The sequence below is a fragment of the Sphingobium sp. JS3065 genome (assembly GCF_026427355.1).
In the GTDB taxonomy this organism is placed as follows: domain Bacteria; phylum Pseudomonadota; class Alphaproteobacteria; order Sphingomonadales; family Sphingomonadaceae; genus Sphingobium.
Window position 1 is genome coordinate 50,573 of record NZ_CP102664.1, and the last position, 13,791, is coordinate 64,363.

Sequence of the window (13,791 nt, forward strand, 5' to 3'; positions counted from 1 at the left end):
ACATGCCCCCACCCTTTGCAGGCGCATGTCGTTCAGGATGGGTCACGCCATCCCCGGTAGCCATTCCAGATCCAGATCCTTGTGCCGGTTGGTATAATGGCCGATTTCCTCCAGCCGCGCCATGTCCAGCAGCGTGATCCGCCCGTTGGTCCGGCTGATCAGCCCTTCCTGCTCCATCTGCCGGATCATGCGGTTCACATGGACGGATGTCAGGCCCAGCGCGTCGCCAATCTCCTCCTGCGTCAGCTTCAGGTCGAAACTGTCGGTGATCCTGTCGTCCGTCACCCGCAGCCGATCGAAAATATCCAGCAGGAAGGACGCGACCCGCGCCCTGGCCGACGTCCGCCCCAAAGAGGCGAGCCGGTCGGTCAGCGCGACCCGCTCCTCATTGGACAGCAGGAACAGCAGCGCCGCGACCCGCGGATATTCCTCCAGCAGCCGCCGCAAAGCATGCTTGTCGAACGGACAGACGACCGCGTCCGACAGCGCCACCAGCGATTCCGGCGCCCGGTTGTAGATCGTGCTGGCCGATCCGATGAAGTCACCGGGGAAATAGACGCGCAATATCTGCCGGCTGCCGTCGGGCAGGATGACGAAACTCATCACCCGTCCTTCGCGCAGCACGAACAGTTCGGTCACCAGGTCGTTGACCCGCTGGATCGTCGCGCCGCGCCTGACCTTGCGGGGATTTTCCTCCAGCCTTGCAAGCGCCATCTTCTCCGTATCGGACAGGGGAATATGCTTCGCCAGCCTGTCCGCGAAACAACTTGTCGCCACTAAACACACCTTTTCGCTTCTCTTGTCGTTACGGTGGTAGAACGCCTGATGCGTCGTTTGGCTGCATTGCGGGTTCCGCTGCGCGCAGGCGCGGCTTTTTCGTCTCCCAGGCGGCGGAAAGTTGACGCCGCCGCCGCCTTGCGTAAAGGCCAGCCTATGACCGAATTGCCCAAGACCTTCGACCCCGCCGAAATCGAGTCCCGCTGGTACGCCCATTGGGAGCGGAATGGCCTGTTCCGCCCGGAACGCCCCGACGCGGTACCCTTCACCATCGTCAACCCGCCGCCGAACGTCACGGGCAGCCTGCATATCGGCCATGCTCTGGACAATACGTTGCAGGACATCGTGATCCGGTACGAACGGCTGCGCGGCAAGGATGCGCTATGGGTGGTGGGCACCGACCATGCGGGCATCGCGACCCAGATGGTGGTGGAGCGGCAGATGGAGGCGCGGCAGGACAAGCGCACCAACTACACCCGCGACCAGTTCATCGAAAAGGTCTGGGAATGGAAGGCGGAAAGCGGCGGCGCGATCACGCGCCAGCTTCGCCGCCTGGGCTGCTCCATGGACTGGGCCAATGAACGCTTCACCATGGACGAGGGTTTTTCGAAGGCCGTCGTCAAGACGTTCGTGGAACTGCACAAGCGCGGCCTGCTCTATCGCGACAAGCGCCTGGTGAACTGGGATCCGCATTTCCGCTCGGCCATCTCCGACCTGGAGGTGGAGACGCAGGAAGTGAAGGGCGGTTTCTGGCACTTCCGCTATCCGCTGGCGGACGGGGTGAAGCTGGCCAATGGCGCGGACCATATCGTCGTCGCCACCACCCGGCCCGAAACCATGCTTGCGGACATGGCGGTCGCCGTGCACCCGGAAGACCCGCGCTACAAGGACGTGATCGGCAAGGATATCCTCCAGCCGATCACCGGCCGCCGGTTCAAGGTGGTGGGCGACGACCATGCCGATCCGGAACTGGGGTCCGGCGCGGTGAAGATCACGCCGGGCCATGATTTCAACGATTTCGAGGTCGGCAAGCGGGCGGGTTTCAAGGCCGCCGACATGCTCAACATGTTCGACGCCGACGCCAATGTGGTCCAGACCGCCGACGGCCTGATCCCCGAACGCTTCCTGGGCCTGCACCGCTTCCGCCGCGACGGCGTGGACGGCGCGCGCGAGTTGGTCGTGGCGGAGATGAAGGCGCTGGGCCTGCTGGTCCCGCACGTGACCAAGACCAAGGAAGGCGAGGAAGTCGAAGCCGACGCCGAACCGCGCACCATCCAGACGCCCTTTGGCGACCGGTCGGGCGTGGTGATCGAACCCTGGCTGACCGACCAATGGTATGTCGACGCCGAAAAGCTGGCCGTCGCCCCGATGCAGGCGGTGCGCGACGGGCGGATCGAAATCGTCCCCAAGACGTGGGAAAAGACCTTCTTCAACTGGATGGAAAATATCCAGCCCTGGTGCGTCTCCCGCCAGCTTTGGTGGGGGCATCAAATCCCCGCCTGGTATGACGAGGATGGCAATCCCTATGTCGCGGAGAGCGAAGAGGAAGCGCAGGCTCTTGCGGGCAACAAGCGGCTGGCCCGCGATCCCGACGTGCTCGACACCTGGTTCTCCTCCGCCCTCTGGCCCTTCGGCACGCTGGGCTGGCCGGAGCAGACCGAGACGCTCAGCCGCCATTATCCCAATGACCTGCTGATCTCCGGCTTCGACATCCTGTTCTTCTGGGATGCGCGCATGGCGATGCAGGGCATGGAGTTCATGGGCGACGTTCCCTGGCGCAAGCTCTACCTGCACGGCCTGGTGCGCGCCGCCGACGGGCAGAAAATGTCCAAGTCCAAGGGCAATGTCGTCGACCCGCTGGGCCTGATCGACCGGTTCGGCGCGGACGCGCTGCGTTTCTTCATGGCCGCCATGGAAAGCCAGGGCCGCGACGTGAAGATGGACGAAAAGCGCGTCGAGGGCTATCGCAACTTCGCGACCAAGCTGTGGAACGCGGCGCGTTTCCTGCAATCCAACGGCGTCACCGCTTCGACCGGTCATGAAGCCCCCCATGCGGAGGCTCCCGTCAACCGCTGGATCATCGCGGAGACGGTCGCGACCGTGCAGGCGATCGACACGGCCATGACCGAACTGCGCTTCGACGCGGCGGCCAACGCCATCTACCATTTCGTCTGGGACCAGTTTTGCGACTGGTATATCGAACTCACCAAGGGGGCGATGGACGAAGAGACGAAGGCGGTCGCGGGCTGGGCGTTCGACCAGATATTGGTGATGCTCCACCCCTTCATGCCCTTCATCACCGAAGAATTGTGGAACCTGACCGGCACACGCGCGAATGAACTGATCGTCGCCCGCTGGCCGCAGGCGCTCTACGCCGTCGACAGCGACGCGCAGGCGGAAATCGACTGGCTTATCCGCCTGATCGGCGCGATGCGCACGGCACGCACCGAACTCAACGTGCCGCCGGGCGCGAAGCTCAAGCTGGTCGTCCGCGACGAGGTGGAGGAAACCCGCCGTCGCCTGGACCGTCAGGGCGCCGCGCTGGCACGGCTGGGCCGGGTGGAGAGCCTGTCCTTCGGCGACGATGTAGAGGGCGGCGCGGCGCAGATCGTCGTGGACGAGGCGACCTTCATCCTGCCGCTGGAAGGCGTGATCGACATCGAAGCGGAAAAGGCGCGCCTCGCCAAGGCTCTGGCGGCGGCGGAGAAGGAACGGGATTCCCTGTCCGGCCGCCTTTCCAATCCCAGCTTCGTGGAGAAGGCCAAGCCCGAAGCCGTCGCCAAGGCGCGGGAGGATCATGCCGAAAAGGCAGCCGAAGCGGAACGGTTGAAAGCGGCGCTGGAACGGCTGGCCTGAACCGCCTCGGTTCGTCGGCATCACGAAAAGAAGAGGGACGATGAACAGAGGGGCGCAAGGAAAGGATCGGGCGCGAAGGGATTTGACCCAGGGACCGATCGGCCCGGCGTTGCTGCTGTTCGCGCTGCCGACGCTGGGTTCCAACATACTTCAGTCGCTCAACGGATCGATCAACGCGATCTGGGTCGGACGCTTCCTGGGGGAGCGGGCGCTGGCGGCCACGGCCAACGCCAACATCATCATGTTCCTGATGTTCTCCATCGTCTTCGGCTTCGGCATGGCGGCGACGGTGGTGATCGCGCAATCCTACGGCGCGCGCGACATGGTTTCGGCGCGGCGGGCCTTCGGGTCGGCGGTCGGCTTCTGCACCATGCTGGCGCTGGCCGTCGCGCTGGCCGGATGGCTGGGCGCGCCCGCCCTGCTGCGATTGCTGGCGACGCCCGCCGAAGCCTTCGATCCGGCGCTCGTCTATCTGCGCGTGATCTTCGTCGCCATGCCCGCGACCCTGCTGGGCGTCATGATCATGATGGGGCTGCGCGGCACGGGGGATGCGCGCACGCCGCTGATCTTCATGTTCGTCAGCGTGGGCGTCGACATGGTGCTGAACCCCGTGCTGATCCGCGGCATCGGCCCCTTCCCGGAAATGGGCATAGCGGGATCGGCCACCGCGACCGCCGTGGCGGGCTTCGTCAGCCTGATCGGCGTCATCGCCTATATCTACCGCAAAGACCTGCCGCTGCGCCTGCGGGGGGAGGAACTGGCCTATCTGCGCCCCACCGCCGCGCAGGTCCGGCTGCTGCTGGGCAAGGGGCTGCCCATGGGATTGCAGATGATCGTCATGTCGGCATCCGGCCTGGTGATGATCGGCCTCGTCAACCGGGAAGGACTGGTGGTGACGGCAGCGTACGGCGCGGCGCAGCAGCTCTGGACCTATCTCCAGATGCCCGCCATGGCGCTGGGCGGGGCGGTCAGCGCCATGGCGGCGCAGAATATCGGCGCGGGCCAATGGGACCGGGTGGGGCGGATAACCTCCTATGGCCTTGCCTACCTGCTGCTCGTCACCGGGGCGATGATCGCGGTGATGCTGCTGTTCCATGAAGCCTTGCTGGCGTTGTTCCTGGGTTCCGGCAGTCCCGCCGTCCCGGTTGCCTGGCACATGCAATTGCTGGCGAGCTGGAGCTTCGTCCTGTTCGGCTGCGCGATGATCTTCTTCGGCGTCATGCGGGCGAACGGCGTGGTGGTGGGGCCGCTTCTCATCCTGATCTTCGCCTTGTTCGTGGTGCGGCTGGGCTTCTACAAGATCGGCTATGGGCCGCTGGGGGCGGACGCGCTGTGGCTGAGTTTCCCGGTCGGTTCAGGCGCGACGCTGCTGCTGGCCGTCGCTTATTATATGCAGGGCGGCTGGAAGAAGGCGAAGCTTCTGGCGCAGCCCAATGAGGAGGAATGCCGCGAAGCCATCAATGCGGAGGGGGAGCCTGCCGGGCGCATCGCGCCGACGGGATGAACCTCAACGCCCCTGGCTGCGCCAGCGGGTGATGGTCCGGTCGAGGATTTCGGCCTCTCCCCCCGATTGGCGCCACAGGTCGGTGAAGCTCGGATCGCTGGAAGCGGGCCGCCGTTCCTCCTCCAGATTGTCGAGCGCCACGCGGATCGGCACGGCGACGCCTTCGCCGCAGATGATCGCCTCCCGGTTGCGCAGCGCGGGAATGGAATCCAGGAAGCCGCGCGCCCCTTCCGGCATGGCGGCTTTGACAAAGGCCTGGTCGCGATCGTTGTTGAGGCGCATCGATATGATGGTGCCGCACTGCGACAGCACGCCTTCCGCCAGATCCGACGGACGCTGGGTGATCAGGCCCAGCGACACGCCATATTTACGCCCTTCCTTGGCGATGCGCTCCAGGATGCGGCGCACCGCCTGGCCCGATCCCGTGGTGGTGGACGGGATGTAGCGATGCGCCTCCTCGCAGACGAGCAGGATCGGCCGTTGCGGCTCGTCCCGTGCCCACAGCGCATAGTCGAACACCAGCCGCGACAGCACTGAAACCACGACGGACGTGATGTCGGACGGCATGGAAGACACGTCGATGATGGAGATCGGCTTGCCGCCCGAAGGCAGGCGAAAGATTTTCGCGATGAATTCCTGCATCGAATCCGCGACCAGCATGCCGGAAAACATGAAGCTGTAGCGCGGATCGCTCTTGATCTCGTCGATCTTGGTCTTCAGCCGCATATAGGGCAGCGATCCGGTGCCCTTGTCCAGCTTGCCCATCTCATTCTGGAGGATGTTGGTCAGGTCCGACAGCAGATAGGGAACCGGCGAATCCACCGTCAGCCGCCCGATGCTCTCCGCCAGCCGGTTCTTCGACCGCGCGGCGAGCAGGCATTTGGCCAGGATGTCGCAATCGACCGTCCGCTCGGAACCTTCGGAGGTGACGAACACCTCGCAATGCTCCTCGAAATTCATCAGCCAATAGGGCAGGGCGAGGTTGTTGATGTCATAGACCGCGCCATTGGTCTGGAAGGCGGCGCCATATTCGCCATGGGGGTCGATCATCACGATATGCCCCTGCGGCGACAGGTCGCAGATGCGGTGCAGGATCAGCGCGGCGCTGGTCGACTTGCCGGTGCCGGTCGAACCCAGCAGGGCGAAATGCTTGCCCAACATCGAATCGACATAGAGCGCGGCGCGGGTGTCGGCGGTGGGATAGACGGTGCCGATCTGCACATGCGGGCGGTCTTCGGCGGAATAAATCTGCTGCATGTCCTGGCTGGACACGGGATAAACCTCCGTCCCCGGCGTCGGATAGCGGGTGACGCCCCGGCGGAAGCGATGGATGCGCCCGGTCAGCTTTTCCTCATCGCCTTCGCCCAGAAAGTCGATATCGGCGACGATGATGTTGCTGTCGCCCCGGTCCATGGCCATGGCGCGGACGCTGGCGATCAGCCAGACCTGGCCGACCCGCATCTTCACCTGCGCGCCGACCTGCCCCGCCATGGCGATGCAGGGGTCGGGATGATGGGCCAGCGCGGCGATCCGCGTGGCGTCGATGATCAATTGCGAACTGGACCCGGCAATCTGGAAAACCATGCCCATGGCGTCGGCGGGCGCCGGGAAGACATGCGCCTGCGCGCCCTCGAAATGGTCTGCGCCGTGCATCTGGTTCATGAACCTCTTCCCCCTCGACCGGACGGGATTCCGGCACGTCGGATCGATTTAACGCGCCACTGGTAAAGAATCTGCTTATCGCCTCACCCATCTCAACGGCGCGGCCATGGCTGCGCCGCGATCGTCAGAGGAAATGCGTGTCGGGCCGGACAGTTGAAACATTTGCCGGAAATGGGGAAAATCCTGTGGCGCGAACGTTGACGACCAACGCGGCGCGCCGTTCCGACGCGATCTCCATCGCCCGCGTCATCTGCATCTTGGGGGTGGTCTATGTCCACGCCTGGACGGGCCTGAGCGGCCATGATCTGGAAAGCCTGCGGGGCACGCCGCAGGACAGCCTGCGCTGGGGATTGATGGAGATTTTCGGGCGCAGCGCCGTGCCGCTGCTGGGCCTGATTTCCGGCTGGCTGGTGGAGGGGTCTTCGCGGACGCACCACTGGCTGCGCCATGTCGGGCGGAAGGTGCGGACGATCCTGCTGCCGATGATCCTGTGGAACGCGCTGGCGATCCTGTTCGTGTCGGGCGCCGCCTGGGCGCTGGGCCTGTCCGCGCCGGTGCCCTCGTCCACCGACTGGATGTTCCAGGAACTGTTCATCGTCAGCCGCAATCCCGACATCAACGTGCAGATGCCGTTCCTGCGCGACCTGTTCCTGTGCATGATCGCCGCGCCGCTGTTCGTCCGCCTGCCCGGATGGGCGCTGGCGGGGGTCGCGGCGCTGGCTGCGCTTTGCCAGATCATGGGCTGGGGTCCGCCCATATTGATGCGGGCGTCGATCCTGTTCTTTTTCATCATGGGCATCATCGCGCGGCGCGAAGGGCTGGCCGACAGGGTGGCCGTGCTGCCCTGGACGGTCGCCGCGCCGCCCTTCGCGCTGCTGATGACCGTTCAACTCTATGCTTCGCTGCATCCCGGGTTCGTCCAGCCGGGCGGCGGGATCGCGGTGCTGGACATGGCGGTGCGGGTCGCGGCGGCGGTCTTCTTCTGGCGGCTGGCCTGGACCCTGGCGGGCGGCGCGGCGCGGGGGATGCTGCTGCGGATCGAACCCTTCGCCTTCTTCCTCTTCTGCTCTCACCTCATCCTGATCTGGCTGGGCGGCCCCGCGCTGGGCATATTGTTCGGAAAGCTCGGCTCGCCTTTCTACCCCGCCTATCTGCTGGTGCAGCCCTTGCTGGTGCTGCTCACGGTCCTGCTGCTCGGATCGCTGCTCAGCCGCGCCGCGCCCGGACTGGCGAAGCTATTGAGCGGCGGCCGCCTCATGGCCGGCTGACACGGCCCGCCCCGCCGCCATGGCGATTTCCAGGCTGCGCTTGCGCGCCTCGAAATCGTGGATCTGGCCGACCAGGATGATCTCATCGACCTGGGTGCGGCGAATGAAGGCCGCCAGGTCGCGCTCGACATCGGCCTGGGTGCCGATGCTCGACACGCTCAGCACATCGGCCAGCATGGCCTGCGCCTGGGGCGGCAGGTCTTCATAATAGCCGGGGACAGGGGGTTGCAGCTTGCCCGGCTGGCCGGTGCGCAGCCGGACGAAGGCCTGCTGCATGGAAGTGGCGACCAGCCGCGCTTCCTCCATCGTGTCGGCGGCGAAGACATTGAAGCCCGCCATTACATAGGGATATTTGAGTTGCGCCGATGGCCGGAAATCGCGGCGGTAGATGGCGATCGCCTCGTCCAGCGCCCCCGGCGCGAAATGGGACGCGAAGGCATAGGGCAGGCCAAGCGCGGCGGCCAGTTGCGCGCCATAGAGGCTGGAGCCGAGGATCCACAGCGGCACATCCTCTCCCGCGCCGGGCGTCGCCTGGAAACCGAGCCGCATATCGCCCGCGAAATAGGCCTGCAACTCCATCACGTCGCGGGGGAATTCATCCGGCCCGCCGGTCAGGGTGCGGCGCATCGCCTGCGCCACGCGCTGGTCCGAACCGGGCGCGCGGCCCAGCCCCAGGTCGACACGGCCGGGAAACAGCGCCGCCAGCGTGCCGAACTGCTCCGCGATCAGCAGCGGCGCATGATTGGGCAGCATGATGCCGCCCGCGCCGATGCGGATGCGGCTGGTCGCCTGTCCGATATGGGCCAGCACCACGGCGGTCGCGGCGGACGCGATCCCCGGCATGCCATGATGTTCCGCCACCCAATAGCGGTGGAAGCCAAGGCTTTCGGCATGCGCGGCAAAGGCGGCGGCGCGGCGGAGCGCTTCACCGGGGGTGATGCCTTCGTTGACGGGGACAAGGTCCAGGACGGAAAAACGGGTCATGCTCTGCATATGGGGGGATGGCCCGTTTTATTTCAATACGGGATTTCGAAGCCATGCTTTGCCCGGCGCCTGGGTGGCCGGAAGGGGTGGAGGGCGGACGTTCTTTTTACCCCTCTCCCTTGAGGGTCGGCCAGAGGCACGTGACTCTGGCCGAGGCTGCGCAGACTTGGCAGCTTGCTGCCTAGTCGTAGCTGGGTGAGGGGAGCGAACAGGTCGATCATGCCCCCGGCATGATCTAAGGGCTGCGGGGCAGCCCTTACCTGTTCGCTCGATCCAACGGATCGCGCGGGCCGCAGGCCCGCCCCCTCATCCAACTGCGCCTAGCCTCGCTTCGCTCAGCAAGGCTCCGTATGGGTTGGCCAAAAACCGCCAAATCAACCGGCGGCGCGGCCGAATCCCTGCACGGGGCCGTCGACGCGGCGGCCGAAACCCTGGGGCCGGCGGGCGACCAGCGGATTGGCGTCGCGATCCAGCAGGGCCATCGTCTCGGTGAAGCACGGCCTCAGCGCGACCACATCCTCGATCAGCTCGTCCGGGCCTTCGCGGCTTTCGACGCAGCGGCGCGCGACCATCTCGATCTTTTCGGCCATGGCGCTCAGGCGATAGGCGCCGAACTGCACGGACTCCCCCTTCAGCTTATGGGCCGGGGCGACGAGCGCGGCGGCGTTGCGGGCGCGAAAGGCCTCCTCGATGGCGCCGATCGCCTTTTCGCCATCCTCGCGGAAATAGCCCAATATGCGCAGGAAGGCGGTGCCAAGCTCCGAACGGGACTTGGCGAAATCGGTCCGGTTGACCAGTTCGGCCTCTTGATATGGCACCTGTCGACACTCCCTGTTCTGCCGTGGGAGTATAGAAGAGGGGCGTAAACATGGGGTTAAGCGGCTCAGACGTCCTCAGGCGCCCGGAAAATGGCGAAGAGATGCGCGCCCTTCGCCACGAAGGTCCAGCTTTGCTGCCGCGCCAGCGCTTCCAGTTCCGTAGGCGCGACAGGATCGTCCGCCTCGATCGTCACCGCATCGGCGGATCGCATCGCGCGCGCCACGCGCAGCGCGGGCCAAGGGCATTTCAGGCCCCTGGCGTCGATATGCGCCCCGTCACTTGTTGGCATAGGGGTTTTTGGCGCTGCGCAGCGTCAGCCGCACCGGCACCGCGCCAAAACCCAGTTCCTTGCGGATGCCGTTCACCAGATAGCGGCGATAGCTTTCCGGCAACTCGTCCAGCCGCGTGCCGAACAGCACGAAGGTCGGCGGGCGGGTCTTGTTCTGGGTGATGTAGCGCAGCTTGATCCGCTTGCCGCCGGGCGCGGGCGGCGGATTGGCCTCCAGCGCGCGTTCGAACCAGCGGTTGAGGATGCCGGTCGACACGCGCTGAGACCAGGCGGTGCGGGTTTCGAAGGCGACGCGGATCAGGTCGTCCAGCCCTTTGCCCGTCGCGCCGGAAACGGTCATGATCGGCACGCCGCGTATCTGCGCAAGGCCGTCGGACAGCGCCTGCTTGATGCCCTGATACAGCGCCGATCCGTGCTCCACCGTGTCCCATTTGTTGAGCGCGACGACTAGGGCGCGGCCTTCCTCCAGCACCTTGTCCGCGATGCGCAGGTCCTGCGCCTCCAGCCCGCGGGTGGAATCGAGCAGCAGCACCACGACCTCCGCGAAATTGACCGCGTTCAGGCCGTCGGACACCGCCAGCTTTTCCAGCTTGTCCTGCACCTTGGCCCGCTTGCGCATGCCCGCCGTGTCGATCAGGCGGACGGGGCGCTCTTCCCCATCCGGGCTGGTCCATTGCCAATCCACCGCGATGCTGTCGCGGGTGATGCCCGCTTCCGGCCCGGTCAGCAGCCGGTTTTCGCCCAGCAGGCGGTTGATGAGCGTCGACTTGCCCGCATTGGGACGGCCCACGATGGCCAGCTTCAGCGGCGCGGATTCGAAATCGGCCTCGTCCGGCTCGCCTTCCTCCTCTTCCTCCTCCTCACGGTCGATATAGGGGAGCAGCGCCTGGAACAGATCGGCCATCCCCTGGCCATGTTCGGCGGAAAAGGGGACGGGTTCGCCCAGGCCCAGGCTGAACGCCTCCATCACGCCGTCGTCGCCCGCCCTGCCCTCGGCCTTGTTGGCCATCAGCACGACCGGCGCGTCGCCCTCCCGCAGCCAGCGGGCGATTTCCTCGTCCAGCGGGGTGATCCCGGCGCGCGCATCGACGACGAACAGCGCGACGTCGGCATTCTCCACCGCCGCCTGCGTCTGCATGCGCATGCGACCGGGCAGGGTCTGCGGGTCTTCATCCTCGTAACCGGCGGTGTCGATGATGGTGAATTCGACGCCGAGCAGATTGGCCTGCCCCTCCCGCCGGTCGCGGGTCACGCCGGGCTGGTCGTCGACCAGCGCCAGCTTCTTGCCGACCAGCCGGTTGAAAAGGGTGGACTTGCCCACGTTGGGCCGCCCGACAATGGCAACGGTGGGCAGCATAAGAGGCCCGTATCCTTTCTTGCGTCGCCTGTTAGCACATCAGGCGTAAAAACATGAGTGCTCCTGCGAAGGCAGGAGCCCAGTTCCAACGCTTGGACTGGACTCCCGCCTTCGCAGGAGCACGCTTATCTTGTCTCGTCCCTGGCGTCAGCGAAACGCCGTCAGCTTGCCGTCGTCCGCCAGGATATAGAGCGTATTGTTCGCCACGATCGGCGACAGCGACATCGACCGGTCCAGATCGATTTGCGCCTGTATCTTGCCGGTCGTCGGATCGACATAATTAAGGTCGCCATGGGTCGACACCAGGACCAGCCGTCCGCCCGCCAGAACCGGTCCGGTCCAGCGGATCGCCTTGTCCTTCTTCTTTTCCTTCTCCCAACGACGCAACTGGCTGATCCAGCGTATCTTGCCGGTGGCGCGGGCAACGCAGAGCAGCTTCGCGTCGCTGGTCACCGCGAACACCCATTCGCCCACCACCGAGGGGGTGGAGATGCCCGCAATGTTGATTTCCCACAGCCGCTGGCCGCTCACCAGTTCATAGCTCGCCATGCGACCGCCCTGTCCGATAGCGAAGACGCGCCCGCGATCGATCACCGGATCGGCGTCGATATCGGTTAGCGATGCCACGGCGGTCGAGATGCTGGTCCGCGACAGCGCGTCGCCCCACAATGTCCGGCCATTCTCATAACGATAGGCGGTCAGTTCGCCCGAACTATAGCCCGCGATCACCGTGCCCTGCGCGGCGGCGGGAGCGGCCACGCCGAAAATGCCGGTGACCTGCAACGTGCCGCTGTCGGTCCATTGCACTTCGCCGTCGCTCTGGTTCAGGGCGAAGATCTGATTGTCCTGCCCCATCACATAGACATGGCCGTTGGCCAGCGTCGGCGCGCCGCGCAGCGGGCCGCCGGGGCGCTTCTTCCACAGGATCGCGCCCGTATTCGCGTCCATCGCCGCGACGTCGCCGACGCCGGTGCTGGCATAGAGCTTGCCGTCGATCACGCTGACGCCGCCGCCGAACAGGGCGCGGCCGCTGCCCTGGGCGGGCAGGGGGGTCTGCCATAGCTTCGCGCCGCTCGTCGCGTCGAACGCGATCACCCGCGCATCGGCGTCGATGACATAGAGCTTGCCGCCCACGACGACCGGAGCGGAGCCAAGCCGCGCCTGCGGCGTGCTGCCCGCGATGGATACGGTCCACGCCCGCGATGGCGAAGCGCCCAGCGCCAGATTGCCCATCGTCTTGGCGGGGCTGCCGCCCGGCTGCGACCATTGGTCGTTGGCATAGGGTTCGGGCAGCGCCACCGGCACGTCGGCCAGCGTCGGATCGACCTCCACGCCCTGCTCGTTGCTCAGGATAGAGGTGCGCTTGCCGACCACCGGGGTCTTGGGGCCGCCCTTCTTGCCGCCCACGATGCCGCAGCCCGCCAGCATCGCGATCATCACGGCAACGGTCACGGCGCGGCCGGCGCCCGAAAATTTCGTCATGCTGTGCATTCCCATGCGCCCAATCATTCCTGTCCCGCCCCTGTCGGCGTTTCGACTGCATCCACACCCAATAAGCCCGCCATCTGTCGCGCGCGTGAACGGATCGACTGGGGCACGCCCTTGTCCTTCGCCATGGCGGCGAACAGCGGCCCGGCCAGGTCGGGCTTGCGCATCTTCATATAGGCGATGGCGACCAGTTCCCCGGCGCTGCCGAACCAGGGCGCACCCTCGACGGCGAGCGGCTTCAACCGGTCGACCACCTGCTGCGGGGCCAGGCTCTCATATTCCAGCGTGGTCTGGCGGATCAGCGCCAGGTCGCGATAGGGCTGGTCGAGCGAGCTGTCGCCCGCCATCGCCCGATAGGCGGCGATCGCGGCCTTGCTGTCGCCCTTGCGCGCCGCCGCGCCGGCCTTCACCAGCAGGGCGGATGCGCGGAAGCCCGGCTGGCTCGCCTGGGTCAGCTTGTCCAGTTCCTTCGCATCGGGCGCGCCGCCGCCGACCGCCGTGGCGATCACCTTGTCCATTTCCTCCGACACGGCCTGCGACTGGGTTTTCGTATGATGCTGCCAGTAGAGCCAGCCGCCGAAGACCGCGAGGCCGACGACCACCAGCGCGACGATCCATCGGCCGAAGCGCTGCCAGAAGGTCAGCAACTGGTCCTGCCGTACGGCCTCGTCCACCTCGCGCATGAAGGCTTCGCTGTTTTGCGGCGTCAGGGCCACTTGGGTCTCCAGAAATTCGTCAGAAAAGGCATGCGGAAGGCGCGATCATTAGCGGCGCACCGCGCTCGCGC

General features: G+C 65.8%; 11 protein-coding genes. 3 read left to right on the plus strand and 8 right to left on the minus strand.

Annotation, left to right across the window (positions count from 1 at the left end; genetic code table 11):
- Window positions 1-42: 42 nt before the first annotated feature.
- Window positions 43-777 (minus strand): Crp/Fnr family transcriptional regulator, encoded by a 735-nt coding sequence (locus NUH86_RS00230; protein ID WP_267250715.1) that lies wholly within the window; start codon window positions 775-777, stop codon window positions 43-45.
- A gap of 156 nt (window positions 778-933) precedes the next feature.
- Between NUH86_RS00230 and NUH86_RS00235 the strand changes: the two genes are divergently transcribed.
- Window positions 934-3,633 (plus strand): valine--tRNA ligase, encoded by a 2,700-nt coding sequence (locus tag NUH86_RS00235; protein ID WP_267250716.1) that lies wholly within the window; start codon window positions 934-936, stop codon window positions 3,631-3,633.
- Window positions 3,634-3,673: 40 nt separating this feature from the next.
- On the plus strand, window positions 3,674-5,137 hold the full coding sequence (locus tag NUH86_RS00240) for an MATE family efflux transporter (protein ID WP_267250717.1): 1,464 nt from the start codon (window positions 3,674-3,676) through the stop codon (window positions 5,135-5,137).
- Window positions 5,138-5,140: 3 nt separating this feature from the next.
- Here NUH86_RS00240 and NUH86_RS00245 read toward each other — a convergent pair whose 3' ends face one another.
- Window positions 5,141-6,799 carry an ATP-binding protein gene (locus NUH86_RS00245; RefSeq protein WP_267250718.1) on the minus strand — a complete coding sequence of 553 codons (1,659 nt, stop codon included), beginning with the start codon at window positions 6,797-6,799 and terminating at the stop codon, window positions 5,141-5,143.
- Between the two features lie 185 nt (window positions 6,800-6,984).
- On the opposite strand from NUH86_RS00245, the gene NUH86_RS00250 reads away from it, so the two are divergent.
- A complete protein-coding gene (locus NUH86_RS00250) occupies window positions 6,985-8,067 on the plus strand; it encodes an acyltransferase family protein (RefSeq protein ID WP_267250719.1) in 1,083 nt (360 codons plus the stop codon).
- On the opposite strand, the gene NUH86_RS00255 is transcribed toward NUH86_RS00250, so the two are convergent.
- The 6 genes from NUH86_RS00255 to NUH86_RS00280 all read right to left on the minus strand — a co-directional run bounded on the left by NUH86_RS00255 (window position 8,035) and on the right by NUH86_RS00280 (window position 13,720).
- Window positions 8,035-9,051, minus strand: a complete 1,017-nt coding sequence (locus tag NUH86_RS00255; RefSeq protein ID WP_267250720.1) for an LLM class flavin-dependent oxidoreductase — start codon at window positions 9,049-9,051, stop codon at window positions 8,035-8,037. The two genes, NUH86_RS00250 and NUH86_RS00255, sit on opposite strands and share 33 nt — an antisense overlap.
- Before the next feature lie 374 nt (window positions 9,052-9,425).
- Window positions 9,426-9,869, minus strand: a complete 444-nt coding sequence (locus tag NUH86_RS00260) for an Hpt domain-containing protein (protein WP_267250721.1) — start codon at window positions 9,867-9,869, stop codon at window positions 9,426-9,428.
- Between the two features lie 65 nt (window positions 9,870-9,934).
- Entirely contained in the window at window positions 9,935-10,159 is a 225-nt protein-coding gene (locus tag NUH86_RS00265) for a sulfurtransferase TusA family protein (RefSeq protein ID WP_267250722.1), read from the minus strand.
- Window positions 10,146-11,516 carry a ribosome biogenesis GTPase Der gene (gene der, locus NUH86_RS00270; RefSeq protein ID WP_267250723.1) on the minus strand — a complete coding sequence of 457 codons (1,371 nt, stop codon included), beginning with the start codon at window positions 11,514-11,516 and terminating at the stop codon, window positions 10,146-10,148. The genes NUH86_RS00265 and der overlap by 14 nt, the downstream gene beginning before the upstream one ends.
- Window positions 11,517-11,663: 147 nt before the next feature.
- Window positions 11,664-13,007, minus strand: a complete 1,344-nt coding sequence (locus tag NUH86_RS00275; RefSeq protein ID WP_416365374.1) for a PQQ-binding-like beta-propeller repeat protein — start codon at window positions 13,005-13,007, stop codon at window positions 11,664-11,666.
- 14 nt (window positions 13,008-13,021) lie between these two features.
- The gene (locus NUH86_RS00280; protein WP_267250724.1) at window positions 13,022-13,720 is read right to left on the minus strand and encodes a tetratricopeptide repeat protein; all 699 of its coding nucleotides are present in this window, start codon (window positions 13,718-13,720) and stop codon (window positions 13,022-13,024) included.
- Window positions 13,721-13,791: the final 71 nt, after the last annotated feature.